The 25,493-nt window shown below is 70.9% G+C and carries 18 protein-coding genes; 8 read left to right on the forward strand and 10 right to left on the reverse strand.

The features are described from left to right. Positions 1 to 72: 72 nt before the first annotated feature. Positions 73 to 1,728, reverse strand: a complete 1,656-nt coding sequence (locus tag ABID77_RS14110; protein ID WP_429596850.1) for a CHAD domain-containing protein — start codon at positions 1,726 to 1,728, stop codon at positions 73 to 75. Between the two features lie 124 nt (positions 1,729 to 1,852). Between ABID77_RS14110 and ABID77_RS14115 the strand changes: the two genes are divergently transcribed. Both ABID77_RS14115 and glgX read left to right on the forward strand, forming a co-directional pair. Beyond that, positions 1,853 to 2,167, forward strand: coding sequence for a hypothetical protein (locus ABID77_RS14115; protein WP_429596853.1), 315 nt, complete (start codon positions 1,853 to 1,855; stop codon positions 2,165 to 2,167). Between the two features lie 170 nt (positions 2,168 to 2,337). Further along, positions 2,338 to 4,527, forward strand: coding sequence for a glycogen debranching protein GlgX (glgX, locus tag ABID77_RS14120; protein WP_429596856.1), 2,190 nt, complete (start codon positions 2,338 to 2,340; stop codon positions 4,525 to 4,527). 85 nt (positions 4,528 to 4,612) lie between these two features. Here the strand turns inward: glgX and ABID77_RS14125 are convergent, their stop codons facing one another. After that, positions 4,613 to 4,846, reverse strand: coding sequence for a DUF3606 domain-containing protein (locus ABID77_RS14125; RefSeq protein ID WP_429596859.1), 234 nt, complete (start codon positions 4,844 to 4,846; stop codon positions 4,613 to 4,615). 175 nt (positions 4,847 to 5,021) lie between these two features. Between ABID77_RS14125 and ABID77_RS14130 the strand changes: the two genes are divergently transcribed. Then, positions 5,022 to 5,498 carry an FKBP-type peptidyl-prolyl cis-trans isomerase gene (locus ABID77_RS14130; protein WP_429596862.1) on the forward strand — a complete coding sequence of 159 codons (477 nt, stop codon included), beginning with the start codon at positions 5,022 to 5,024 and terminating at the stop codon, positions 5,496 to 5,498. 154 nt (positions 5,499 to 5,652) lie between these two features. Here the strand turns inward: ABID77_RS14130 and ABID77_RS14135 are convergent, their stop codons facing one another. From ABID77_RS14135 to moaC, 3 genes are all read right to left on the reverse strand, one after another. Beyond that, a complete protein-coding gene (locus ABID77_RS14135) occupies positions 5,653 to 6,816 on the reverse strand; it encodes a polysaccharide deacetylase family protein (protein ID WP_429596864.1) in 1,164 nt (387 codons plus the stop codon). 8 nt (positions 6,817 to 6,824) lie between these two features. Further along, on the reverse strand, positions 6,825 to 7,853 hold the full coding sequence (locus tag ABID77_RS14140; RefSeq protein WP_429596867.1) for a glycosyltransferase family 4 protein: 1,029 nt from the start codon (positions 7,851 to 7,853) through the stop codon (positions 6,825 to 6,827). A gap of 375 nt (positions 7,854 to 8,228) precedes the next feature. Beyond that, a complete protein-coding gene (gene moaC / locus ABID77_RS14145; protein ID WP_429596870.1) occupies positions 8,229 to 8,729 on the reverse strand; it encodes a cyclic pyranopterin monophosphate synthase MoaC in 501 nt (166 codons plus the stop codon). Positions 8,730 to 8,917: 188 nt separating this feature from the next. On the opposite strand from moaC, the gene ABID77_RS14150 reads away from it, so the two are divergent. Beyond that, positions 8,918 to 10,522 (forward strand): M48 family metalloprotease, encoded by a 1,605-nt coding sequence (locus tag ABID77_RS14150; RefSeq protein ID WP_429596873.1) that lies wholly within the window; start codon positions 8,918 to 8,920, stop codon positions 10,520 to 10,522. A gap of 147 nt (positions 10,523 to 10,669) precedes the next feature. Beyond that, positions 10,670 to 16,048, forward strand: a complete 5,379-nt coding sequence (locus tag ABID77_RS14155; RefSeq protein ID WP_429596877.1) for an amino acid adenylation domain-containing protein — start codon at positions 10,670 to 10,672, stop codon at positions 16,046 to 16,048. A 27-nt stretch (positions 16,049 to 16,075) separates the two neighbouring features. On the opposite strand, the gene ABID77_RS14160 is transcribed toward ABID77_RS14155, so the two are convergent. Both ABID77_RS14160 and ABID77_RS14165 read right to left on the reverse strand, forming a co-directional pair. Continuing rightward, a complete protein-coding gene (locus tag ABID77_RS14160) occupies positions 16,076 to 16,564 on the reverse strand; it encodes a hypothetical protein (protein WP_429596880.1) in 489 nt (162 codons plus the stop codon). A 127-nt stretch (positions 16,565 to 16,691) separates the two neighbouring features. After that, positions 16,692 to 17,429: a TerC family protein gene (locus tag ABID77_RS14165; RefSeq protein ID WP_429596883.1), complete on the reverse strand. Its 738-nt coding sequence runs from the start codon at positions 17,427 to 17,429 to the stop codon at positions 16,692 to 16,694. 505 nt (positions 17,430 to 17,934) lie between these two features. Here ABID77_RS14165 and ABID77_RS14170 point away from each other — a divergent pair. Both ABID77_RS14170 and ABID77_RS14175 read left to right on the forward strand, forming a co-directional pair. Next, on the forward strand, positions 17,935 to 18,456 hold the full coding sequence (locus ABID77_RS14170) for a DUF3717 domain-containing protein (RefSeq protein WP_429596886.1): 522 nt from the start codon (positions 17,935 to 17,937) through the stop codon (positions 18,454 to 18,456). Between the two features lie 21 nt (positions 18,457 to 18,477). Next, positions 18,478 to 18,795 (forward strand): DUF7577 domain-containing protein, encoded by a 318-nt coding sequence (locus ABID77_RS14175; RefSeq protein WP_429596889.1) that lies wholly within the window; start codon positions 18,478 to 18,480, stop codon positions 18,793 to 18,795. Positions 18,796 to 18,954: 159 nt separating this feature from the next. On the opposite strand, the gene ABID77_RS14180 is transcribed toward ABID77_RS14175, so the two are convergent. Further along, positions 18,955 to 19,515 (reverse strand): YaeQ family protein, encoded by a 561-nt coding sequence (locus ABID77_RS14180; RefSeq protein ID WP_429596891.1) that lies wholly within the window; start codon positions 19,513 to 19,515, stop codon positions 18,955 to 18,957. Positions 19,516 to 19,532: 17 nt separating this feature from the next. Further along, positions 19,533 to 20,912, reverse strand: a complete 1,380-nt coding sequence (gene purB, locus ABID77_RS14185; protein WP_429596894.1) for an adenylosuccinate lyase — start codon at positions 20,910 to 20,912, stop codon at positions 19,533 to 19,535. Between the two features lie 162 nt (positions 20,913 to 21,074). Here purB and ABID77_RS14190 point away from each other — a divergent pair, with 162 nt between their 5' ends. Beyond that, positions 21,075 to 21,686, forward strand: coding sequence for a glutathione S-transferase N-terminal domain-containing protein (locus ABID77_RS14190; RefSeq protein ID WP_429596897.1), 612 nt, complete (start codon positions 21,075 to 21,077; stop codon positions 21,684 to 21,686). 114 nt (positions 21,687 to 21,800) lie between these two features. Here ABID77_RS14190 and ABID77_RS14195 read toward each other — a convergent pair whose 3' ends face one another. Further along, positions 21,801 to 25,451, reverse strand: coding sequence for an indolepyruvate ferredoxin oxidoreductase family protein (locus tag ABID77_RS14195; protein ID WP_429596899.1), 3,651 nt, complete (start codon positions 25,449 to 25,451; stop codon positions 21,801 to 21,803). Positions 25,452 to 25,493: the final 42 nt, after the last annotated feature.

The following is a 25,493-nucleotide window of genomic DNA, read 5'->3' on the forward strand; positions in this document are numbered from 1 at the left end:
ACGATGTGAGCGCTTCGTGTCAGCGGGCGACCGTCCGGGCACCGCGCTCGGGTCGCGCCACGCCGCGCCGCGCTACTTCGTTCCGCCGCCCTTCTTCCAGAACTTCGGCGCCTTGGCGATGCCGCGCAGCGCTTGGTGGCTGGTCGCCGTGGCCGCCTCCTGCCGCGCGCTCAGCCAGCCGACGGCGAACCACGCGCGCGGATCGGTCGCGGCGGCGGCGCGGAAGGCCTCGAGCGCGGAGGCCTCGTCGTTCGCCTCGCCCAGGGCGTCCTGGGCCGGTGCGAGCCGCGCCAGGTAGCGCTCGGCACCCTCGGTGTCGAACAGCGGCGCGACGAACTCGGTCAGGTAGCGCAGGCGCTTGAGCTTCTTGCGCACGCCGTGGCGGGCCTCGGCGTCGAGGGTGTCGAAGCGCTTCGCGTCCTCGACCAGGCGGCGGTGCAGCTTGCGCAGGCGCCGCGCCAGGGCACGGTGGGCCTCGGCGGCGTCCAGCGGCTCCGGCGGCGCGGCCGACTCGCCGTCGCCATCGCCGTCGCGATCGGCGTCGCCCGTGGGCACCGGCGTCGCCGGCGTGTCGCCGGCCGCGAAGCCGATCAGCCCGACCAGCGCGGCCTGGAAGGCCGGGGCGCGCACGAGGTCGCCGGGCGCCGGCGCGTCGGCGGGCGCGGCGTCCAGGGTGGAGGGCGGCGCGCCGGCGGCGTCGAGCCGCGGGCCGAGCTTCTCGGCGCGCAGTTCCTGGTCGCGCCGCGCGCCGAGGCCGCGGAAGGCCTCGACCAGCGGCGCTTCCCAGGCGGGGTCGAAGCCGGGGCCGAGCGCGTCGAGTTCGCGCAGCGCCGTGCGCAGGCGGCGGATGCCCACGCGCAGCTGGTGCACCACCTCGGCGGCGGCGTGGCCGGCGGCGATCTCGCTGGCGTTGGGCAGCATCTGCGCCAGGCAGGCCGCGACGACGGCGCGCTGGATCGCCGGGCCGTCCGGAGCGGTCCGGCGTCCGGCCTGGGCCCTGGCTTTGGACTTGCCCTTGCCCTTGGCGGCGTCCTTGGCGGCGATCGCGAAGCGCGGCGGGCGCGCCTTCACGGCCGGGGCCGCGTCGATGCCGGCCATCAGCCGCTCGCCGCGCTCGGCCTTCGACACCGTGCTCAGCCACAGGCCGTGGGCCTGCGACCACTGGCGGGCCAGCGCGACCAGGCCGGCGATGTCGCCCTCGACCAGTTCGAGTTCGAGTTCGCACACCGGCGAACGGCGCGGGGCGTCGCTGCCGGCCGGCGTGGCGACGACGTGGCCCAGGTCCAGCGCCAGCTCGACGGTGGCGACGGCCCCGTCGTGCGGGGCGGCCACGTCGACGTGACGCGCGAGGCGCCAGATGTCGGTGCCGTAGGTCTCGATCAGGGGCTTGTCGGCCTCGTCGAGCAGGCGCGCGATGCGTTCGCCCACGGGCGTGTCGGCATGACGCCGCACGTCGGGCCGAGGCGGCTCGCCGCCCTGCACCGGACCCAGGTCGGCGTTGTGCTCCAGCCGGTGCAGCGGGCCGTCGCCGAGCGCCTTGGCCGTCTGCACCCAGCGGTCGCCTTCCTGGCGCAGGCGCAGCACGGCGCCGTGTGCGGCCAGCACGCCGTCGGCGGTGTCGAAATAGCGGGCGCGCAGGCGCGTGCGGCGCGCCGGCGCGCTGCGCAGGTCGGCCTTGAGGGCGGCGAGGCGGTCGGCCGGGATCTGGAACTTGAACTCGATTTCCATGGCGGGTGGGGAAGGGTGCGAAAGACGTGCGGAAGGGTGGATCGATTCATGGTCGCACGCGGACCCTCCGGATTTGATGAAAGGCCGCGCGTCATGGCGGGGCAGCGCCGACGATGATGCGGCCATGACCGACGACTACCAGATCGACATCCCGCCCTCCTTCCTCGCCCTCTACGCCGACGCGCAGCGCCAGCGCCTGCGCGAACCCATCGCCACCGTGCGCGCGCGCTACGAGGTCTGCGAGGACCTGGCCACGGCGCTCGTCGAGCACGCGCGCGTCCTGTCGCACGTCGAGGTGCCCTCGGAGGACGAGGTGCTGCAGCGCGTCCACGCCGGGCTGCGCGTGCCGGCGTCGGGCGTGTCGATGGACGAGGCGCGCTGGATCGTGCTGCGGCTGGCGGAACTGCTGGGTTGGCAGACGCCGTCGCTCGACGTCTGAGCGGCGTCCGGCGGCACGCTCGCGGCGTTTTCCCGTTCTCCGGCGGGGGGCGGTGCCTTCGGCCTACGACGGTTACAGCCAACGGCTTTGCCGGGGGGTGGCGGGTTCTTGCAGAGTCACGGCGTTCCTCGTTTCTCCCGCCTCTCCCGCATCCATCCACCCATCCATCCATGACCGCTCCGACGACCTCTCCCACGGCCGCTGCCCCCGCCACCGACTCGCCCGCCTTCGCGCTCGAGGAAGGCGTCTCCCATCCCCGGGGCGCCACCTACAACGGCCGGGGCGTGAACTTCGCCCTGTTCTCGGCGCACGCCACCAAGGTCGAGGTGTGCATCTACGACGACAGCGGCACGACCGAGATCGCCCGCATCGCGCTGCCCGAGTACACCGACGAGGTCTGGCACGGCTTCGTGCCGGGCCTGAAGCCCGGCACCCGCTACGGCTATCGCGTCCACGGTCCCTACGAACCGTCGAAGGGTCACCGCTTCAATCCCAACAAGCTGCTGATGGACCCGTACGCAAAGGCGCACATGGGCGAACTCCGATGGGGTCCGGAGGTCTTCGGCTACACCGTCGGCCACCCCGACGGCGACCTGAGCTTCGACGAGCGCGACAGCGCGCCCTTCGTGCCCAAGTGCGTGGTCGTCGACTCGCGCTTCGAATGGAAGCAGACCGACACCGTGCGCGTGCCCTGGAACGAGACCGTCTTCTACGAGACGCACGTCAAGGGCTACACCATGCGCCATCCGAAGGTGCCCGAGAACTTCCGCGGCACCTTCGCCGGCATGACCGACGAGGTCGTCGCCTCGATCAAGGACCTGGGCGTGACCAGCGTCGAGCTGCTGCCGATCCAGATGTTCCTCAACCAGCCCTTCCTGCTGGAGAAGGGCCTGACCAATTTCTGGGGCTACGACACGATGGGCTTCTTCGCGCTCGACCAGCGCTACATGGACGGCCCCGAGATCGACGAGTTCAAGGCCATGGTCGACCGCTTCCACGCCCACGGCCTGGAAGTCATCATGGACGTGGTCTACAACCACACGCCCGAGGGCAACGAGATGGGCCCGACCCTGTCGTTCAAGGGCATCGACAACGCCAGCTACTACCGCCTGATGCCCGGCGGCGACGACGGCAAGGAAGGCCCCGGCCCGCGCTACTACATCAACGACACCGGCACCGGCAACACCCTGAACCTGAGCCACCCGCGCGTGCTGCAGATGGTGACCGACAGCCTGCGCTACTGGGTCACGGAGATGCGCGTCGACGGCTTCCGCTTCGACCTGGCGACCATCCTGGCGCGCGAACCGCACGGCTTCGACGAGGGCGGCGGTTTCCTCGACAGCTGCCGGCAGGACCCGGTGCTCTCCAGCGTCAAGCTCATCGCCGAGCCCTGGGACATCGGCCCGGGCGGCTACCAGGTCGGCGGCTTCCCGCCCGGCTGGGCCGAATGGAACGACCAGTTCCGCGACACCGTGCGCGCCTTCTGGAAGGGCGACGAGGCGATGGCGCCCGCGCTGGCGCAGTGCCTGACGGCCAGCGGCAGCCGCTTCAACAAGCGCGGCCGCCGGCCCTGGGCCAGCGTCAACTTCATCACCGCCCACGACGGCTTCACGCTGGCCGACACCGTCAGCTACAACGAGAAGCACAACGAGGCCAACAACGAGAACAACCGCGACGGCCACTCCGACAACCGCTCGTGGAACTGCGGCGTCGAAGGCCCGACCGACGACGAGGGCGTGCTCGCCCTGCGCGCGCGCCAGCAGCGCAACCAGCTCGCCACGCTGCTGCTGTCGCAAGGCACGCCGATGGTGCTGGCCGGCGACGAGTTCGGCCGTTCCCAGCAGGGCAACAACAACGCCTACTGCCAGGACGACGACATCTCGTGGGTCCAGTGGCAGGACATCGGCGAGCGCGGCGAGGCACTGCGCGACTTCACGAAACGCCTGACCGCGCTGCGCCGCAAGCTGCCGGTGCTGCGCCGCAACCGCTTCCTGACCGGCCAGTGGAGCGAGGCCGCGCAGGTCAAGGACTCGACCTGGTTCGCGCCCGACGGCAACGAGATGGTCGCCCTGCACTGGGAGGACCCGCAGACGCGCTGCTTCGGCCTGCTGCTCGAAGGCACCGCGCCGTCGTCGTCGCTGCCGCGCGCGGCCCACGACGACAGCGTGCTGATCGTCTTCAACTCGTGGGAAGGCGCGATCGACTTCGTGCTGCCCTCGCGCGGCGAGGCCTTCGCCGGCAAGGGCTGGACGCGCGTGATCGACACCGCGCTCGACGTCCAGGAGGACGTGCCCTTCGAGCCCGGCCAGCGCTACACCGTGACCGGGCGCTCGCTGCTGGTGTTCACGTCGCCGGCCTGAGGCCGCGACCGGGCGCGGGCCCATGAAGAAAGGCGGTGCATCGGCACCGCCTTTCTTCGTTCCGGAGACGGCGGACCGTCGCCGTTCAGCTCGCGCCGCCGGCTTCCTCGACCCGGTCGGTGTTGGTGGTGCTGCGCGTGCCCTTCAGGTGCATCTCGACGTCGGTGGCGCGGTCGCCGACCTCGGCCACGGCGTCCTTGAGCTGCTGGGTCGTGGTGTCGAGCTTCTTCGCCCATTCCTCCAGGGCGGCGTCGGACTGGACGTCGATGGTGTCGGGGCCCGTGGCATTGGGCGCGATGGGGGTGTCGTTGTCGGACATGGGAAATTCCTTGGAAAGGGATCGGAACGGCCGCGCGGAGGCGGAAGGAAGCTTCAACCTAATCCCGCCCGGCGCGGCGTGCTGTAGGCCGGGCGGACCGGTCGCGCGTCTGCCGACACCGACGCCGCATCCCGGACGGCAGCGGGGTCGTGGCACCCATGGACAATCGCCTCCCATGCACATCCGAAAAGACACCGCCATCACCCTCCGCTACAAGGTCGCCGACGCCAACGGCAAGCTCATCGAGGAGGCCCCGGAGCCCATGACCTACCTGCACGGCGGCTACGACAACACGCTGCCGAAGATCGAGGAAGCGCTTGAGGGCAAGGAGGTCGGCTACGGCGTCACGCTGCAGCTCAGGCCCGAGGACGCCTTCGGCGAGCGCGACGCGGCGCTCGAACGCACCATCCCCAAGAGCGAATTCCCGCCGGGCGTGAAGGTCGGCGGCCAGCTCGAAGGCCGTGACGAGGAGGGCCGGCCGCAGGTCTTCACCGTCAAGAAGATCAAGGGCGACAAGGTGCTGCTTGACGGCAACCACCCGCTCGCCGGCCGGGAGCTGCGCTTCACGCTCAAGGTGATCGACGTGCGCGAGGCCACGCCCGAGGAGATCGCGCACCGCCACGTCCACGGCGCCCACGGCCACCATCACTGAGAAGGCACCCATCGATCTTCTGCGCGTCCCGATCTCGCACCTGCGGTCCTCACCGTACGGGAGTACGGCTCCGGTCCTCGATGCGACCTCGGGCCTGCTCGACAACGATCGCTGCGTACCTTCTTCCAATCGCCCGGTGCCCGGTGCCCGGTGCTCAGGAGCTCAGGACCTTCGACTTGACGAACAGCGCGGCCTTCTTCAGGTTGCGCAGGCGGTCCGACAGGCTGGTCGGCTTCAGGTAGGCCCGGGTGGCGGGCACGTAGGTCATGGCCCAGGCCTGGCGCATGAAAGGCGCGTTGGCCTTGAGCGCGCCGCCCTTGTCGGTCTCGGAGGCCAGGTAGTTGCCGTTGTGCGAGCGCAGGATGATCTGCGAGGCGTTGACCGGGATGCTGTCGAATAGCGAATACATGTCGCGTTCGTCGCAGAGGCGCACCGTCTCGTCGGCATCGGGATTCACGCTCAGGTAGCGGCCCTCGGCCGTGCGCAGCACGATCTTGCCCTTGCCCTTGTCCTCCATGAAGAACTGCACCCGGTCGTCCTTGATGGAACGGCCCGACCAGTCCAGGGCCGCGCGCTCGCCGTCCGCGTAGCGCAGGAACCGGCCGTTGTGGCCCTTCAGGCCGAAGGTGTCGGCCGCGGGCGAGGTCAGCTGCGGGTCGTCGATCTCGTCGAGGCCGACGAAGCGGTAGCCCAGCGCCTGCAGCTTCGGGATCAGGTGACGGGTGAGTTCCAGCGTCCGGCTCTTCGCGGCGACGGTGTCCATGTCGGCGATGCCGTCGTGCATCACGATGATACCCTTGCCCTTCTGCTCGATGTCCTTCAGGTAGACCTCCGCGGCCTCCTCGACCGACTTGCCCAGCTTCCAGTAGTAGCAGTCGATGCCGGCGATGTTCCAGTACACCGGGCCGACGTGGCGGTACGAGCTGCGCGGGTCGACGTTCAGTTCGGCGGCCACCTCGGGCGACCACTTGCCGTAGGTGGCGCGGAAGTAGGTCGGCCGGTCCTTGTTGTACTTCTGGATGACCGTGTTGGTGCGGATGACCTGGTCGCGCACGTCGCCGTTGACCGACACGTAGTAGGGCATGTCGGGATGCTCGAACGTGTGGTTGCCGATGATGTGGCCCTGCGCGTGCAGTTCGTCGAGGACCTCGGGGTGCTCGACGGCGAACTTGCCCACCACGAAGAAGGTGGCGCGCACGCCGTGCCCGTGCAGGAAGCGCCCGATCGCCGCGCTGGCGGGGCCGGGGCCGTCGTCGTAGGTCAGGCAGAGCGTCTTGTCGGGCAGGTCGACGTCGACGATGTTGCGGGGGGCCAGCATCGGGTTCCTTACATCTTGCCCAGTTCGAGGGCGACCCTCGACGGGGAGCGCGAAAACACGTCGAGGTACTTGCGCGCCACGTTGCGCTTCGAATGGTCCCGCAGGTAGGCGATGCGGCCCTCGGACATCGGGTCGAACTCGGGCGCCTCCAGGGCGTCCCGCATCAGGGTGGCCAGCGCGTCGACGTCGCCCATCGGGAACACCTCGGCATGGCGGTCGACCGCCTCGGTGAGACCGCCGGCATCGGCCACCAGCATCTTGCAGCCGCAGGCCAGGCCCTCGAGCGCCACGATGCCGAAGCCCTCGTTGCCGGTCGACGGGATGATCATCGTGCGATGGCGGTTCAGGACCCGCGCCAGCGGCTCGTCGCGCAGCAGGCCCAGGAACGTGACCTGATCGGCCAGACCCAGCGCGCGGACCTTGGCCTCGAGCCGTTCGGCCTCCGGTCCATAGCCCACGATGCTCAGCGTGAACGGCTGGCGCAGCCGGGTGCAGGCGTCGATCAGCATGTCGCAGCCCTTCTGCGTCACCAGACGACCGACGAAGACGAAGTCGCGCGTGCGCTGCTCGTCCGCGTAGAGCTTGAAGAGCTCGTCGTTGTAGCAGTTGTAGATCACCGTCGAGGGCGCCGGTAGCGCCTTCGCGACGCTGCGGCTGACCGAGATGTTGGTCGTCGCCTTGCGGATGACCAGGCTCTTGAGCCGCGTCTTGAGGCCCAGCGACTCCATGAGGTGGAAGTCGTTGTGCGAGATCATCCAGCGCTTGAGCGGATTGAAGAACAGCAGCCAGATGCCCTTGAGCGTGATGTTGGGCATGTAGAAGATGTCGCTCCACAGGAACAGCCGGATCTGGCTGAACCGGTCGCCGGAATGGAAGATCTCGATGCCCTCCAGCGGCGCGCTGCCGGTCTGGGACTGCTCCGTCACCACCTTGACCTGGTGGCCGGCGCGCACGAATTCCTTGGCGAGGAACAGCGTGTGGTTTTCGATGCCGCCAATGGCGGGATAAAAAACTGAGCTGTAGATCAGTATTTTCATCCGTGTCGCTTTCCGTTCTGGGCATGTTGGAAGGTTTCCGCTGCTTGCGAAGCGGAGTGCCGGCAGAACCGATCGCATCGAAGGAACATCTCGAAACCTCCTGGGTTACATCCTCTGCATGTAACCAGTCGAAAGATTCGCGAAATTTTCCTCAAACTTTGCTCTTACTTTTTCTGGCCGCGTCAGCAAGGCTAAACGAAAGTAGTAAGGATTTCTCACATTCGGATTCATTCAAGGGAAAACGTTAGGGCTTCCGGAACGTGTCATGGACGCTTCTCAATCCTCGGGCAGGGCGAAACCGGACGCGAAGCGCCCATCCACGGCCCGTCGCATCGTGAATCTGGTGCGATCCGTTGCAGAACGCAACCGCGGCGGTCAGGACGTGCTCGTCCAGCTGCCCGACTTGCCCCCGTGCTTCTCCCGCACCTGGACGTCCGTGATGCGCATGCCGCGGTCGACCGCCTTGCACATGTCGTAGATGGTGAGGAGGGCGACCTGCACGGCGGTGAGGGCCTCCATCTCGACACCGGTCGGGCCGACCGTCTCGACGGTCGCGGTGCAGACGACCCGGGGCGCTCCGTCGGTCGCGTCGGCCGGGCCGCCGGCGGTCTCGAACGCCACCGCGACCCGCGTGAGCGCCAGCGGGTGGCACAGCGGGATCAGGTCGCTGGTCTTCTTGGCGCCCTGGATGCCGGCGATGCGGGCGATGCCGAGCACGTCGCCCTTCTTCGCCGTGCCGGACTCGATCAGCGCCAGCGTGGCCGCCAGCATCTCGATGCGGCCGCTGGCGACGGCGATGCGGTGGGTGGCGGGCTTGGCGGCGACGTCCACCATGTGGGCCTGGCCCTGGGCGTCGAAGTGGGTGAGGGAGCTCATGGATTTCCAGGGTGCGCGGCGCGTTCGGGATGAACGTTCACGGCGGGTATGCATCATAAAAACATGACGTGCCGCAACGCCCGGCTGCTTCCAGGGACGATGCCCGCGGCGGCGGGCGATGCGCCCGGCCATGGGACACTGGGGCGGATCGGCGCCCCGGACCGCACTCGATTCCTCCAGCTTCATCCATGACGAAAAAAGCCTCCTTCCGGCGCCGCGCCTGGCGCCGCCTCGGCATCGGCGCCCTGGTGGTGGCGCAGCTGATGGCCGGTGCGTCGCCCGCGCAGGCGCAGCTGCCCGGCATGGGCGACGGCGGCGAGATGACGGCCGCGGCCGAGCGCCGGCTGGGCGACCAGATCGCGCGCGAGCTCTTCCGCGATCCCGACTACATCGACGACCCGGTCATCGGCGACTACGTGCAGGGCATCTGGCAGCGGCTGATGGCGGCGGCGCGCCTGCGCGGGGAGCTGACGCCCGAACTCGACGAGCGCTTCGCCTGGGTGGTGCTGATGGGGCGCGACCGCAGCATCAACGCCTTCGCGTTGCCCGGCGGCTACCTCGGCCTGCACCTGGGGCTGGTGGCGGTCACCGACAGCGCCGACGAACTCGCCACGGTGCTCGGCCACGAGCTCTCGCACGTCACGCAGCGCCACATCGCGCGCCTCATGGCCAGGCAGGGCCGCCAGCTGCCGATGATGCTCGCGGCCATGGTGCTGGGTGCCATCGCCGCGAGCAAGAGCCGCACCGGCGACGCCGGCCAAGCCATGATCATGGGCGGCCAGGCGCTGATGATGCAGAACCAGCTCGACTTCTCGCGCGACATGGAGCGCGAGGCCGACCGGGTGGGCTTCGGCGTCATGACGCAGGCCGGCTTCGCGCCGCAGGGCGCGGCCTCGATGTTCGAGAAGCTGCAGTACGCCTCGCGCCTCAACGACAACGGCTCCTACCCCTACCTGCGCAGCCATCCGCTCAACAGCGAGCGCATCTCGGACATGCAGGCGCGCTTCCAGTTCCGCGATGGCGCGGATGCCCTTCCCGTCGCCGCGTCCGTCGCCACCCCCGGCGCGACCGCGTCCCCGCCGGTCGCGGCGCGCGCGCCGAAGATGGACCACGCCCTGATCGCCGCCCGCGCCCGGGTGCTCTCGCGCCCGGGTGTCGACGTGCTGCGCCTGTGGATCGACGCCACCTCCGGGGGCGACTTCGAGCGCCGCACGCCGGTGCAGCAGGCCGCGCTGCTCTACGCGGGCGCCCTGGCGGCGAGCGAACTGCGCGACCCGCGCACGGCGCGCGCGCTGGCCGACCGGCTGGCCGCTCGCACGGCCGACGACGCGGCGGCGGCGCGTCTGGCGCGTCTGCTGCAGGCCGAACTCGCGCTGGCCGCCGGCGATGCCGCACGGGCGCAGGCGCTGCTCGACGTCCGCAGCCGCGAGCGCGCCGAGATGCTGCTGTCGGCCCAGGCGGCCCTCGCGCTGCGCCGGCCGGCGCCCATGGTGGCGCCGCTGCGCGACCGGGTGGCCACGCACCCGCGCGACGCCACCGCCTGGCGCACCCTGGCCAACCTCTATGGAGCGCAGAACGACACCCTGCGCGCCATCCGCGCCGATGCCGAATCCCAGGTCGCGACGCTGGACTACGCCGCCGCGCGCGATCGGCTGAAGGCGGCGCAGGAACTCGTCGCGCGCGGTTCGGCGGGCGCGGCGGTCGACCATTACGAAGCCTCGATCGTCGACGCGCGCGCCCGCGCGGTCGATGCGCTGTTGCGCGAACAGCAGGCCGAACCGCCTGCGCGTTGACGGGCCCGGGTCGCACGACGGGTGGCCGTCCGTCGCGGATCGACACGTCTTTGTGCGCATTCCGGCTGTGCGTATTTGTGACAACCGTCACAGTTGCGAGCCGCAAACGTCAGCGATAGTCAACTCCCGCCCAAAATAGCGCCCATTTTGTCTTCCACCTCCCTCTCCTCGCTCTTCCTGGCGCAATGCGCGATGCAGGGCGACAAGCCGGCCTACGTCTTCCTGCGCGACGACCTCTCGGCCTCCGAATCCATCGACTTCTCACGTCTCGGCCGCGAGGTCCACGACCTGGCCGGGCGCCTCGGCGCCGTGGTGCCGGCGGGCGGCCGCGTCCTGCTGGCCTTCCCGCCCGGGCTGGACTTCGTGCGTGCCTTCTGGGCCTGCCTGCAGGCCGGCTGCGTGGCCGTGCCGGTGCCCGCGCCCGACCCCGTGCGCCTGCTGCACGGCGTGCCGCGGCTGCGCGCCATCATCGAGGACACCGGCGCCGCGCTGGTCCTGACCTCGGGCGACCTGCTGGCGGCGGCGCGCCGCGTGCTGGAGCCGGCCCTGTGGGCCATGGCGCCCTGGACGGCGCTGGCCGACCTCGCGGCTGCCGCGCCCGACGGTGCCCCGGCCGCCGCTCCTGCCGCCACCGCCGCACCGACCGGCGACGCGCTGGCCTACCTGCAGTACACCTCCGGCTCGACCATGGCGCCGCGCGGCGTGCGCATCACGCACGCGCAGGCGATCGCCAACATGCACGCGCTCAACGAGGTCGGCGGCGTCGGACCCGACAGCCGCAGCCTGGTCTGGCTGCCGCATTTCCACGACTACGGGCTGGTGCACGGCGTGCTCGCGCCGATGGCCGGCGGCCTGACGAGCTGGCTGATGTCGCCGCTGACCTTCCTGCGCCGCCCGCTGCGCTGGCTCGACGCGCTGGCGTCGCTGCGCATCACGCACTCGGGCGCGCCGGCCTCGGCCTATGTGGCCTGCCTGCGCGCGCTCGACGGCCGGCCGCTGGAACGCGACCTGTCGGCCCTGGTCTCGCTCAACTGCGGCGCCGAGCCGATCCGCGCCGACACCGTGGCCGAGGTGCTCGCGGTCTTCGGCGCCGCCGGCATGCGGCCCGAGGCCTTCATGCCGGCCTACGGGCTGGCCGAGGCGGTGCTGGGGGTGAGCGCGTCGCCGCGCGACCGGCCGGCGACGACGCTCGCGCTCGACGCCCGGGCGCTGGCGCGCGACCGGGTCGTGCCGGTGGTGGCGGGCGCCGCCGATGCGACCGACGCGGACGGCGGGTCCGACGCGAGCGGCGTGCGCGTGCTCGCCGGCTGCGGCCGGCCCCTGCGCGACACCGAGCTCCTGATCGTCGATCCGGTGACGCTGCGCGGCGCCGCGGCCGACGCGGTGGGCGAGATCTGGGTCGGCGCGCCCGGCGTGGGCGACGGCTACTGGCGCCAGTCCGGACCCTCGGACGCGACCTTCGGCGCCCGGCTGGCGGACGCGCCGGCCGACGGCCGCAGTTTCCTGCGCACCGGCGACCTCGGCTTCGTGCACGGCGGCGAGCTGTTCGTCACCGGCCGGCTCAAGGACCTGGTGATCGTCCACGGCGGCAACCACTACCCGCAGGACCTCGAATGGACCGCCGAGCACGCGCACGCCGCGCTGCGCCCCGGCTACGGCGCCGCCTTCTCGGTCGACGGGCCCGACGGCGAGGCGCTGGTGCTGCTGCTGGAGACCGAGCGCCGCGTCGGCGCGGCGGTCGACGCCGACGCCATCGCGGCGGCGGTGCGGCGCGCGGTGGGCGAAGTCCACGGCCTGGCGGTGAGCGTGGTGGCCCTGGTGCGCTCGGGCTCGCTGCCGCGCAGCTCCAGCGGCAAGGTCCAGCGCCGCCTGTGCCGCCAGCGCTGGCTCGACGGCGAACTCGACGTGCAGGCGATCGCGCCGCTGGCCGGTGCCGACGCGTCCGCCGGTGCCACGACCGCCGACGCCGCGCGCGCGCTGGTCGTGATGCCGCGCGACGCCACCGAGCAGGCGCTGTGGGAGATCTGGCGCGACGTCTTCGGCCGCGCCGCCTTCGGCGTCCACGAGAGCTTCTTCGAGCTCGGCGGCACGTCGCTGCTGATGACGCAGGTGGCCTCGCGCATCGGCCAGCGCTTCGGCGTCGAGCTGCCGCTGGCCGAGCTGTTCGACCACACCAGCATCGCCGCGCTGGCGCGCCACGTGACGCTGGCGGCGGAGGCGCAGGCCGACGGCGCGCCGCAGGCCACGGCCCCGGCCGCCATCGCACGGGTGGCGCGCGGCGCACCGCTGCCGGTGTCGCTGTCACAGCGGCGCATGTGGGTGATCCAGCAGTTCGATCCGGCCTCCTCGGCCTACAACGTGGCGGTGACGCTGCGCCTGCGCGGCACCCTCGACGCCGACCGGCTGCAGCGCGCCTTCGACCTCGTCGCCGCGCGCCACGAGGGCCTGCGCACGCGCTTCGCATTGGGCACCGACGAGCCGATGCAGCTGATCGATCCGCCCTCGGCCGCGCCGATCCGCGTGCAGCGGCTCGACCTGCGCACGCACGCCGCGCCGATCGCGCACGCGCGCGAGCTGCTGTCGGCCCGGCTCGCCGAGCCCTTCGACCTCGCGCACGCACCCCTGCACCGCGCGATGCTGCTGCGCCTGGACGAGCGCGACCACGTGCTCTCGTGGGTCATGCATCACGCCATCACCGACAACTGGTCGTTCTCGGTGCTGATGCACGAACTCTTCACGGCCTACACCGCCTGGGAGGCGGGACGCGAGCCGGCCTTCGAGCCGATGCCGGTGGAGTACGCCGACTACGCCGCCTGGCAGCGCAGCCCCGAAGCCACCGCCCAGCGCCGTCCGCAGATGGACTACTGGCTCGAGCGCCTGCGCGGGCTCGCGCCGCTGGACCTGCCGACCGATTTCGCGCGCCCGCAACGCGCCGGCTTCCAGGGCGGCCGCGTGGCCGCGACCCTGCCGCCGCGCCTGCGCGACGCCATGCGCGCCTTCTGCGCCCGCACCGCCTCGACGCCGTTCGTGGTGCTGCTGTCGGTCTTCAAGCTGATGCTCTCGCGCGCCGCGCGCACCACCGACGTCGCCGTCGGCACGCCGGTGGCCAACCGCCACCGCTTCGCCGCCGAGCACTTGGTGGGCACGCTGGTCAATACGCTCGTGATGCGCACCGACCTGTCGGGCGACCCGAGCTTCACCGGGCTGGTCGAGCGCGTGCGCGCCACGGCGCTGGCGGCCTACGCGCACCAGGAGGCGCCGTTCGACGAGCTGGTCGAGGCGCTCGGCCACGACCGCGCCACGCATCCCGAGGGCCTGGTGCGGGTGCTGTTCAACGTGCTCAATGCGCCGCTGCGGCGGCTGGCCTACACCGGGCTCGACGTCGAGGAATTCGAGATCGACCGCGCCACGGCGCAGTTCGACCTCGCCGTGCACGTCGACACCGAGTTCACGCACCAGGTCCACGTCGAGTACGCCACCGACCTCTACGCGCCGGAGACCGCCGCGCGCCTGCTGGAGAACTACCTCGGCCTGCTGGAGCGGCTGCTGGTCGCGCCCGAGCGACCGCTGTCGGAGAACGCCATCGTCGCCACGGCCCAGCTCGCGCGGCTGCGCGACGGCTGGAACGCGACCGCCGTGCCGCTGCCCGCCGAGACCACGGTGCATCGCTGGCTGCCGCTGGCCGACCCGGCGCGCCGGGACGCCGTCGCCGTGAGCGACGCCACCGGGCGCATGCTGACCTACGCCGAACTCGACGCGCGTTCGAACGCGCTGGCGCGGGTGCTGCGCGCGCGCGGCATCGGCCGCGGCCAGCGCGTCGGACTGGGCGTGGCACGCGACGCGGTGATGGTGGTCGCGCTGCTGGGCGTGCTCAAGTCCGGCGCCGCCTACGTGCCGCTCGACCCCGGCTTCCCGGCCGAGCGCCTGCATCACATGGCCGGCGACGCCGGGCTCGCGGCGCTGCTGGTGCGCGGCGTGCCGCCGGACTGGCTCGCCGACGCGGGCGTGCCGGTGCTGACGCTGGGCGACGACGGCCGACCGGTCGAGGCGTCGTCGGCGACGGAGCCGGTCGGGCCGGACGACGCCGATGTCGACGCCGCGGCGCTGTCGCCCGACGCCGCGTTCGACGCCCGCGCGCTCGACGCCGCCTACATGATCTACACCTCCGGCTCGACCGGCCGGCCCAAGGGCGTGGCCGTGCCGCACCGGGCGGTGGTCAACTTCCTCGCCAGCATGGCGCGCGAGCCCGGTCTCGCGGCCGGCGACCGGCTGGTGGCCGTGACCACGCTGTCCTTCGACATCGCCGTGCTGGAGCTGCTGCTGCCGCTGGCCGTCGGCGCGCACGTGGTGCTGGCGAGCGCGGCGCAGGTGCACGACCCGCACGCCATGTGCGCCTTGCTCGCCCGGCACGACGCCACCGCCATGCAGGCCACGCCGACGCTGTGGCGCACGCTGGCTGACGCCGGCTGGGCGGGACGCCGCGCCGGCTTCAAGGCGCTGATCGGCGGCGAGCCGCTGCCCCTCGCCCTGGCCGAGCGCCTGCTGGCCACCGAGGGCGTCGAACTGTGGAACATGTACGGGCCGACCGAGACCACGGTGTGGTCGACGCTCTGGCGCGTGGCGTCGCCGCGCGCGGGCATCGTCATCGGGCGGCCGATCGACAACACCACCGTGCAGGTGCTCGACGTCGCCGGGCACCCGTGCCCGATCGGCGTGCCGGGCGAACTGTGCATCGGCGGCGCCGGCGTCACGCTGGGCTACCACCGCCAGCCGGTGCTCACGGCCGAACGCTTTCCGCCCGACCCCGAGTCGCGCGACGCCACGGCCCGTCTCTACCGCACCGGCGACCTCGGCCGCTGGCGCCACGACGGCCGGCTGGAGCACCTCGGCCGGCTCGACCGGCAGGTCAAGCTGCGCGGCCTGCGCATCGAACTGGGCGAGATCGAGTCGGCGCTGCTCGACCACCCGGACATCGCCGACGGCGTCGTCGTGACGCGCGCCCAGGGGGAGGGTGGCGGCGACGCCGGGGACGACCGCGACGTGCGCCTGGTCGCCTACGTGGTGACGCGCGACGCCAACGCGGCGGGGATCGACGCGGCCGGATTGCGCCAGCACCTGCGCGCGCGCCTGCCGGAGTACATGCTGCCGCAGCACGTGGTGCGGCTCGACGCGCTGCCGCTGCTGCCCAACGGCAAGATCGACCGCAACGCCCTGCCGGCGCCGCAACCGGCGCGCGCCGCGTCGGCGGCGGACGGTGCGGCGGTTGCCGACATCGCGGGGCCGTCTGCCCGTGCGCCCGGCCGGGGCGTGCCGACCCGGCCGGCGGAGGTCGCCATCGCCGCCATCTGGCGCCAGCTGCTCGACGTGGAGGAGGTCGACCTGCGGGACAACTTCTTCGACCTGGGCGGGCACTCGCTGCTGGCGATGCGCGCGGTCGTCGCGATCCGCGAGGCGATCGGCCGGGACGTCGATCCGCCGCGCCTGGTCTTCGAGACGCTGGAGCAGATCGCCCGCGAGCCGGGCTGACGACGGCGCGGCGGGGCGCCGCGCGGCCTATTCGGCGAAGCCGTTGGCCAGGACGAGGAGGGCGCCGAGGCCCATCGCCACGCCGGGGAACGACCAGCCGGCCTTGCCTTCGGGCGCGGCGGTCGGGGAAGAGGGGGCGGCCGGGGCCACCGGCTCGAGTTCGACGCCGATCTTCGGCCGGCGCGCGTCGACCACGCGCACGCCGGCGCCGTGGTCGCGCTTCAGGCGCAGCGTCAGGTCCGCGAGCGGACCCTGGGCCAGCATCGGCGTCACGGCGTCGCCGGGGCGGCTGAGCAGCGGCACGACCTGGTCCTGCGTCTTGGCGAACCACTTGCCGCGCCAGTTCTCGCGCGCGCTGTGGCTCACCCACTTGCTGATGCGGTGCGTCATGCGCGGCGCGCAGGCCACCAGCATCCAGTGGCGGGCGCCATCGCCGCCGACCTGGTCGGCCGTGGCGCGGGCCAGGAACTCGCGGGCATAGGCCGCGTCGTCGACGTACAGGATGATCTTTTCCAAGTCGGTCTCCTCGAGGGTTCCAGAAGCTGAAAAGTCCGGCGCCGTGCGGGATGCAGCGGCGCCGGACGCGTCGGTCATGCGTCGCGGCGGCGGCCTTCGGCCGTCATCGCGACGCGGAGGGCGGGTCTCAGACGCCCGGGGCGTGCGTGACCTTGGGACGGCGCGCGGCCACCATCTTGCCGATCGCGAGCACCAGCAGGGCACCGGCGATGCCGGCGGCGTACTTGATCGTGTCGGTCTGCGGGATCTTCGGCACCCAGGTCCAGGCGTCGGGTCGGACGACGGCCGGATCGGAGATCAGCATCGTGCCGGCGATCCAGCCCAGCAGCATGCCGCCCAGCGTGATGATCAGCGGGAACTTGTCCATCAGCTTGATGACCAGCTGGCTGCCCCAGACGATGATCGGGATGCTCACGAGCAGACCGAAGATCACCAGCGGCATCTGGTGGCCTTCGCCCGCGCCCTGCGCGGCGCCGGCGATGGCGATCACGTTGTCCACGCTCATCACCAGGTCGGCGACGATCACGGTCTTCACGGCGGCCCACAGCTTGTCGCTGCCGGCGATGTTGCCGTGCGCGTCGTCGCTCTCCGGGGCCAGCAGCTTCACGCCGATCCACAGCAGCAGCAGCGCGCCGACGATCTTCAGGAACGGAATGGCCAGCAGCGTGAGCGCGAAGAAGATCAGGACCACGCGCAGCACGATGGCGCCCGCGGTGCCCCACAGGATGCCCTTGGTGCGCTGGGCCGGCGGCAGCTTGCGGCACGCCAGGGCGATGACCACGGCGTTGTCGCCGCCGAGAAGGATGTCGATCATGATGATCTGACCGACTGCGACCCAGAATTCCGGGGTCATGAACTGTTCCATGGAGAGCGTCCTCTTAGTGTTTCGAGCCATCCCGCGCGGACTGGATCGAAGCCATCGGTCGAGGACCGGCGGGGGCCGTCGCCTGCGCGGCGGCAAGGCGGTGTCCTGGTGGCAATTGCTTCGATCAAACCTGCACAGGTCAAATCGAAGGTCTTGCTCGACCGCCCGATGAGGCGGTCCGGCAGGCCGGAAGTTTTTTGTGCTTCGTATTGACGACCTGTCGATACCCGCCGTCGGGTCGACGTTGGGCGGGAGCTACTCCCCTTCGTGGCGCGGATTAAAGCATCGGCACCGTGCCGTCGCAACAGGGATTTGTCCTCGCTTCGAGAAAAAGCGTCCTGCAGGCCTCGCGGGGACTCGTTCCGCCGCTATCGATTCGAGAGCGGACGTTAATCCCCAGAGCTTCGCGGGACTTTGCGGCACTATCATCCCGGACGACCGCCCGGGCCGTCCGTCGCCCGACCGCCGTCTCCGTTCCTCATCCGCTCTCCGTCCCTGTCTGCCCATGGCCGCCATCCACATCACCGACATCGAGGCCGCCGTCAACTTCTGGCGCGCCCGCAGCCCCTCGCCCGACGGCGTGACGCTGGCGCCCGAGCTGCGCGCGTTGGCCGAGGTGTACGCGTTGATGGTCTATCACCACGAGGACGAGGTGGCCGAGCAGGGCTTTCCGGCCGAGGCCTGGGCCGCCTGGCTGGCCTGGTACGAGACCACGCCCGACACGCCCTGCATCGCCATCTGCTCGACCAGTCAGGGCGACGAGGAATGCAAGGGGTGCGGGCGCAGCTTCGGCGAGGTCCAGCACTGGCCGGCCATGACGCCGGCCGAGAAGCGCCAGACCTGGCGCCGCATCACGCTGGAGGATTCGGCCTGGCGCTTCAACACCTATGCCGAACGCGCCCGCGAGACCATCGACGCGAAGCGGGCGGAGGAGGCGGCCGGCCTGGCGGCCGAAGCGCCGGCCGAACCTGCACCCCCCGCGATCGCCAATGCAGCCTCGGCGCCGGGCGGCGCGCGAGGCGGCTGAGCGGAACGCGCCGAACGCCCCATGCGCCGGCTCGCCCAGGCCCCCAACCTCGCCATCGCCACGCTGTGGGCGCACGCCCTGCGCGCCGACGGCATCGCCGCCACCGTGCAGCGCGAATTCCTCGGCGGCGCCATCGGCCAGCTCCCGCCCGACCAGTGCCTGCCCGAGATCTGGATCGACGACGACGCCCAGTTCCCCCGCGCCGAGGCCGCCCTGCACGACCTCCGTCACCGCCCCCAGCGCACCTGGCGCTGCCCCGCCTGCGGCGAACTCATCGAAGGCGGCTTCGAACAATGCTGGCACTGCGGCCGGATGATGGAATTCCTTCCTAGTCCCTGACCTTCGCCCTCGCCAGTGCCGTCCCCGCGCCCTGGCCGCGCGAAGCGCCGGCCGCGCCCCAGGGCACCGCGGATCCGGCTCCGCCGGTCCGCCAGTGCCGCCCCCGGAAGGGGGTTGGCGAAGCGACACGCAGTGCGCGCAGCCTGGGGGAGAGCCCGTCTACCTCCAGCGGACGGGCTCGATGTCGATGCTGTCCTTGCCGTCGCCCAGCATCAGCGCGCCTTCCTGCACCGTCGCCTGCAGCTGCATGCTGCGCTGGGCCAGGGCCGCCAGCGCCTGCGAGGCGGCCGTCGGGATGCGGTAGACGCTCAGGTTGCGCAGGCGCGTGAGCTTGGTCTCGATGCCGCGCCACCAGATCTCGGCGGCGTGGTTGAAGCAGTAGAGCAGCACCTCGTCGCCCTTGCCGCAGGCCTTGATCAGCGGCTTGTCCTCCGGCTGGCCGACCTCGATCCACACCCGCGTGCGGCCGGTGAAGTCCTTGAGCGAGACGTCCGGGTCGTCGGTGTTGGACAGGCTGTCGCCGAAGCCCAGCACGCCGTCGCCGCCGAGCACGTCCTGCAGCTTGTGGGCGTTGAGCGCCAGCGCGACCAGGCGGATCATCATCCGCTCGTCGGTCTCGCTCGGATGGCGCGCCAGCGTCAGCGCGTGGTCGGCGTAGTAGCCGTGGTCGATGTCGGCGACCGCGAGGTTGGCCTTGAAGATGGTGGATTTGAGGGCCATCGCGTGGGTCGGCCCGCTCAGACGCGCCGCGCCAGCTCGGCGGCCTTGCCGACGTAGCTCGTCGGCGTCATGGCCAGCAGGCGGTCCTTCTCCTCCTGCGGGATCTCCAGCGAACGGATCAGGCCGTGCAGCGCCTCCGGCGTCACGCGCTGGCCGCGCGTGACCTCCTTGAGTTGCTCGTAGGCGCCCTGCACGCCGAAGCGGCGCATCACGGTCTGGATCGGCTCGGCCAGCACTTCCCAGGCGGCGTCGAGGTCCTCCGCCAGCGCGTCCTGGTTCAGTTCGAGCTTGCCCAGGCCGGTCGCGAGGCTCGCATAGGCGAGCACCGCGTAGCCCAGCGCGACGCCGACGTTGCGCAACACCGTGCTGTCGGTGAGGTCGCGCTGCCAGCGGCTGATGGGCAGCTTCTCACTCAGGTGGCGCAGCAGGGCGTTGGCCAGGCCGAGGTTGCCCTCGGCGTTCTCGAAGTCGATCGGGTTGACCTTGTGCGGCATCGTGCTGGAGCCGATCTCGCCCTTCTTCAGCCGCTGCTTGAAGTAGCCCAGGCTGACGTAGCCCCAGACGTCGCGCGAGAAGTCGATCAGGATGGTGTCGGCGCGCGCCACGGCGTCGAACAGCTCGGCCATGTAGTCGTGCGGCTCGATCTGGATGCTGTAGGGCTGGAACGAGAGGCCCAGGCCGGCCGGTACCGGTGTCTCGACGACCTTGCGGCTGAAGGACTCCCAGTCGAAGTCGGGCCAGGCCGACAGGTGCGCGTTGTAGTTGCCCACCGCGCCGTTCATCTTGCCCAGCAGCTTCACCGCCGCGATCTGCTCGCGCGCCTTGGCCAGCCGCACCGCCACGTTGGCGATCTCCTTGCCCACCGTGGTCGGACTGGCGGTCTGGCCGTGGGTGCGCGAGAGCATCGACACGTCGGCGAACTGGTGGGCCATCTCGCGCAGCCGGGTGACGATGCCGTCGAGCGCGGGCAGCAGCACCTTGTCGCGCGCGGCCTGGATCTGCAGGGCGTGGCTGGTGTTGTTGATGTCCTCGCTGGTGCAGGCGAAATGCACGAATTCGGCCGCCGCGAGCAGTTCGGGGCGGGCGTCGAACTTGCCCTTGATCCAGTACTCGACGGCCTTGACGTCGTGGTTGGTGGTCTTCTCGATCTCCTTGATGGCCAGCGCGTCGGCCTCGGAGAAGTTGGCCACCAGGCCCTGGAGGTATTTGCGCGCGCCCGGCGTGAGCGGCTTGAACTCGGCGAAGCCGCAGTCCGACAGCGCCACGAACCAGGCCACCTCCACCTGCACGCGACGGTGCATGTAGCCCTGTTCGCTCATCAGCGGGCGCAATGCCGCGAGTTTGGCGGCATAGCGGCCGTCGAGGGGGGAGAGGGCGGAAACGGTGGAGAAGCTCATCGCGGGGATTTTAGGTGGGTGGGTCGTGCTGACGATTCGAGTGACAAATGCGTCTTTTTTCTTGCACGATTCTGAGTTGATTCGACTACAGCGAATGCGTATGGAGTCGCCACACTAGAATCAAAACGCTACAACCAAGTCCCCTACGGAGAGAGAAAACGCATGAAACTGATCGGATCTGCCGCCAGCCCCTACGTGCGCAAAGTGCGCGTGGTTCTGGGCGAGAAGCGGCTCGACTATCAGTTCGTCGTCGAGGACGTCTGGTCCGACGCCACGACGATCGCCAAGTCCAATCCGCTGGGCAAGGTGCCGTGCCTGGTGATGGAGGGGGGCGAGGCGATGTTCGACTCGCGCGTCATCGTCGAGTACCTCGACACGCTCTCGCCGGTGGGCAAGCTCATCCCGCAGTCGGGTCGCGAGCGTGCCGAGGTCAAGACCTGGGAGGCCCTGGCCGACGGCGTGATGGACGCCGGCGTGCTCTGGCGCCTGGAGGGCACGTGGAGCGGCCGCGCCGACGGCGAGCGCAGCCAGGCCTGGATGGACCGCCAGCGCGGCAAGGTCGAGGCCGGCATCGCCGCCATGGCCAAGGGCCTGGGCGAGAAGCCCTTCTGCATCGGCATCCACCTGACCCTGTCGGACATCGCGGTGGGCTGCGCGCTCGGCTGGATCGGCTTCCGTTTCCCCGAGATCGACTGGCGCACCACGCACCCGAACCTCAAGCGCCTCTACGACAAGCTCAGCCTGCGGCCGAGCTTCGCCGACACGCAGCCGTGAACTGAGCTCGCCCCCAGGCTGTGCGCACTTCGTGTCGCTTCGCCTACCCCCTGCCGGGGGCGACACCAGCGGCCCGGCGAAGCCGGTTCCGCGGTATCTCTGGCTTTTGAAAAGTCACGCAGCCGCGCGAGCGGGCTTGACCGCCTGCGGCCGATCGTCACCCTCGCCGCGCCAGGCCGCCATCAGGCCCGCCCAGCGCGTGCGGGCCGCCGCCAGGTTGCGCTCCTTCACGTGGCCGTAGCCGCGGATCTGGTCGGGCAGGGCGGCGATGTCGACGGCCAGGGCGTGGTGGGCGGCGTCCAGGCCGGCGAGCACCTCCTCGATGGCGGCGCGGTACTCGTCGATCAGCGCGCGTTCGGTCCGGCGCTCCTCGGTGCGGCCGAAGACGTCGAAGGCCGTGCCGCGCAGGCCCTTGAGCTTCGCCAGCACCTTGAAGCCGGTCAGCATCGACGGGCCGAACTTCTGTTTCTGCAGCTCGCCCTTGGCGTTCTTCTTCGCGATGCCGGGTGGCGCCAGGTGGTAGTTGAGCTTGAAGCCGCCCTCGAACATGCCGTTGACGCGTTCGAGGAAGGCGCGGTCGGTGTGCAGGCGCGCGACCTCGTACTCGTCCTTGTACGCCATGAGCTTGAAGAGGTTGCGCGCCACGGCCTCGCCCAGGCCGCTGCGGCCGGGCGTGGCGGTCGCTTCGGCTTGGCGCACGCGCTCGACGAAGGCGCGGTAGCGCTCGGCGTAGGCGGCGTTTTGGTAGTCGGTGAGGAACTCGACGCGGCGCGCGACGAGGGTGTCGACCGTCTCGCGGCGCTTGAATTCGATCACCTGTCCGGGCGACACGCGCTGCTGCACCGAGGCCGGGTCGTGCGCGGCGCGGCGGCCCCATTCGAAGGCGGCCTTGTTGTTGTCGATGGCGACGTCGTTGAGTTCGATCGCGCGCATGAGCGAGTCGTGCGCGAGCGGCACCCAGCCGCGTTGCCAGGCATAGCCCAGCAGCATCGGGTTGGCATAGAGGCTGTCGCCCATCAGCGAGGTCGCGGTGGCGTCGGCGTCGAAGCCGCCCACGGCGTCGGCGCCGACGATGCGGGCGATCTGGCCGGCGCAGTCGTCCTGCGGGTTGACCCACTGGGCGTTGCGCACGAAGGCCGCCGTGGGCGCGCCGTGCGTGTTGAGCGCGACGTGCGTGCGGCCCTCGCGCAGGCGCGCCAGGGTCTCGGCGTTGACGGCCACCAGCGGGTCGGCCGCCAGCACCAGGTCGGCCGCGGCGGTGCCCACGCGGGTGGTGCGGATCGATTCCTGGCGGTCGCCGATGAGCACGTGGCTCCAGGTGGCGCCGCCCTTCTGCGCCAGGCCGGCCGCGTCCTGCGTGACGATGCCCCGGCCCTCGAGGTGCGAGGCCATGCCCAGCAGCTGGCCGATGGTGATGACGCCGGTGCCGCCGACGCCGGCGACCACGATGCCCCAGGTCTGGCCGGGGGCGAGCGTCGGCACGGCGGGCTCGGGCAGCGCCGGCAGCTCGCCCATGGACGCGGTCGCCGCCGAGCGCTTCGCACGCTTCATCGTGCCGCCCTCGACGGTCACGAAGCTCGGGCAGAAGCCCTTCAGACAGCTCATGTCCTTGTTGCAGGTGCTCTGGTTGATGGTGCGCTTGCGGCCGAACTCGGTCTCCAGCGGCTCCACCGACAGGCAGTTGCTCTTCACGCTGCAGTCGCCGCAGCCCTCGCACACCAGCTCGTTGATGACCACGCGTTTCGCCGGATCGACGGCGGTGCCGCGCTTCCTGCGGCGGCGCTTCTCGGTGGCGCAGGTCTGGTCGTAGATGATGGCCGTGGTGCCCTTGATCTCCCGGAACTCGCGCTGGATCTCGTCGAGCAGGTCGCGGTGCTTCACATCCGGGTCGCCCGCCACCTTCACGCCCTGGTACTTCTCGGGCTCGTCGGTGACGATGACGACGCGCACGGCGCCCTCGGCCTGCAGGCTCTGCGCGATCTGCAGCACCGAGTGGCCCTCGGGCCGCTCGCCGACCTGCTGGCCGCCGGTCATGGCGACGGCGTCGTTGTAGAGGATCTTGTAGGTGATGTTCACGCCCGCCGCGATGCTCTGGCGGATGGCCAGCAGGCCGCTGTGGAAGTAGGTGCCGTCGCCCAGGTTGGCGAAGATGTGCTGGTCGGTCGTGAAGGGCTGCTGGCCGACCCACGGCACGCCCTCGCCGCCCATCTGCGTGAAGCCGATGGTGGAGCGGTCCATCCAGGTCGCCATGAAGTGGCAGCCGATGCCGCCCATGGCGCGCGAGCCTTCGGGCACGACGGTGCTGGTGTTGTGCGGACAGCCCGAGCAGAACCACGGCTGGCGGTCGGCGCCCTGCACCGCGCCGCCGGCCACGCCGCCGAGCTTGAGCACGTCCATCGAGCGCTCCTTGGCCTCCAGGATGGCGAGCTGGGCGTCGATGCGCGCGCGCATGTCGGCGCCGGCGCGGTCGAGCAGGCCGGTCTTGCGCAGGCGCTGTGCGATGGCGCGCGCGATCAGGGCCGGATTGAGGTCGGCGTTGGCGCGCAGCAGCGTGTGCGCGGTCGGGTTGGGCATCGACCACTCGCCGCCGGAGTAGCCCTCGGCGGCGTGGACCTCGCCCTCGTCGAACTTGCCCACCACGTTCGGGCGGACGTCGGAGCGCCAGTTGTAGAGCTCTTCCTTCAGCTGGTACTCGATGACCTGGCGCTTCTCCTCGACCACCAGGATCTCCTGCAGGCCGGTGGCGAACTCGCGCGTGAGCTGGGCCTCCAGCGGCCACACCACGCCGACCTTGTGCAGCCGGATGCCGATCTGCCGGCAGGCCGCGTCGTCCAGGCCCAGATCGATCAGGGCCTGGCGCGTGTCGTTGAAGGCCTTGCCGCTGGCCATGATGCCCAGGCGGTCGTTCGGACCCTCGACGACGTTGTGGTTGAGGCGGTTGGCGCGGATGTAGGCGAGGGCGGCGTACCACTTGTAGTGCATGAGCCGCGCCTCCTGCTCCAGCGCGTGGTCGGGCCAGCGGATGTGCAGGCCGCCCGGGGGCATCTCGAAGTCGGTGGGGATGACGATGTCGACCCGCTCCGGGTCGATCATGGCCGTGGCGCTCGACTCGACGATCTCCTGGATCGTCTTCATGCCCGACCACACGCCCGAGAAGCGGCTCATGGCGAAGGCGTGGATGCCCAGGTCGAGGATCTCCTGCACCGTCGCCGGGAAGAACACCGGCGTGCCGCAGGCCTTGAAGATGTGGTCGCTCTGGTGGGCGGCGGTGCTGCTCTTGGAGATGTGGTCGTCGCCGGCCACCGCGATGACGCCGCCGAACTCGGTCGTGCCGGCCATGTTGGCGTGCTTGAAGACGTCGGAGCAGCGGTCCACGCCCGGGCCCTTGCCGTACCAGATGCCGAAGACGCCGTCGTAGCGGTTGGTGCCCGGCGGCGAGAAGCCCAGCTGCTGCGTGCCCCACAGCGCGGTGGCGGCGAGCTCCTCGTTGACGCCCGGCTGGAAGACGATGTTCTGCGCCTTGAGGTACTTGCTGGCCTTCCACAGCGCCTGGTCGTAGCCGCCGAGCGGCGAGCCGCGGTAGCCGCTGATGAAGCCGGCGGTGTTCTTGCCCTGGCGCTGGTCGCGCAGGCGCTGGAGCATCGGCAGCTTCACGAGGGCCTGCACGCCGCTCATGAAGGCGCGGCCGTGGTCGAGCGAATACTTGTCGTCGAGCGTGACGGTCTCGAGGGCCTTGCGGATGTGCTCGGGCAGGGGGGCGTTCATCGTCTCTTGCTCCTGGTGTGGCGTGGCCTCGTGGGCCTGGCT

Origin of the sequence: Variovorax sp. PvP013, from assembly GCF_050435945.1 — a bacterium.
Classification (GTDB): domain Bacteria; phylum Pseudomonadota; class Gammaproteobacteria; order Burkholderiales; family Burkholderiaceae_C; genus Variovorax.

Coding starts and splice junctions, on each gene's coding strand:
- ABID77_RS14110 (WP_429596850.1), bottom strand. CDS start 1,728: ATGGAAATCGAGTTCAAGTTCCAGATCCCGGCCGACCGCCTCGCCGCC.
- ABID77_RS14115 (WP_429596853.1), top strand. CDS start 1,853: ATGACCGACGACTACCAGATCGACATCCCGCCCTCCTTCCTCGCCCTC.
- glgX (WP_429596856.1), top strand. CDS start 2,338: ATGACCGCTCCGACGACCTCTCCCACGGCCGCTGCCCCCGCCACCGAC.
- ABID77_RS14125 (WP_429596859.1), bottom strand. CDS start 4,846: ATGTCCGACAACGACACCCCCATCGCGCCCAATGCCACGGGCCCCGAC.
- ABID77_RS14130 (WP_429596862.1), top strand. CDS start 5,022: ATGCACATCCGAAAAGACACCGCCATCACCCTCCGCTACAAGGTCGCC.
- ABID77_RS14135 (WP_429596864.1), bottom strand. CDS start 6,816: ATGCTGGCCCCCCGCAACATCGTCGACGTCGACCTGCCCGACAAGACG.
- ABID77_RS14140 (WP_429596867.1), bottom strand. CDS start 7,853: ATGAAAATACTGATCTACAGCTCAGTTTTTTATCCCGCCATTGGCGGC.
- moaC (WP_429596870.1), bottom strand. CDS start 8,729: ATGAGCTCCCTCACCCACTTCGACGCCCAGGGCCAGGCCCACATGGTG.
- ABID77_RS14150 (WP_429596873.1), top strand. CDS start 8,918: ATGACGAAAAAAGCCTCCTTCCGGCGCCGCGCCTGGCGCCGCCTCGGC.
- ABID77_RS14165 (WP_429596883.1), bottom strand. CDS start 17,429: ATGGAACAGTTCATGACCCCGGAATTCTGGGTCGCAGTCGGTCAGATC.
- ABID77_RS14170 (WP_429596886.1), top strand. CDS start 17,935: ATGGCCGCCATCCACATCACCGACATCGAGGCCGCCGTCAACTTCTGG.
- ABID77_RS14175 (WP_429596889.1), top strand. CDS start 18,478: ATGCGCCGGCTCGCCCAGGCCCCCAACCTCGCCATCGCCACGCTGTGG.
- ABID77_RS14180 (WP_429596891.1), bottom strand. CDS start 19,515: ATGGCCCTCAAATCCACCATCTTCAAGGCCAACCTCGCGGTCGCCGAC.
- purB (WP_429596894.1), bottom strand. CDS start 20,912: ATGAGCTTCTCCACCGTTTCCGCCCTCTCCCCCCTCGACGGCCGCTAT.
- ABID77_RS14190 (WP_429596897.1), top strand. CDS start 21,075: ATGAAACTGATCGGATCTGCCGCCAGCCCCTACGTGCGCAAAGTGCGC.
- ABID77_RS14195 (WP_429596899.1), bottom strand. CDS start 25,451: ATGAACGCCCCCCTGCCCGAGCACATCCGCAAGGCCCTCGAGACCGTC.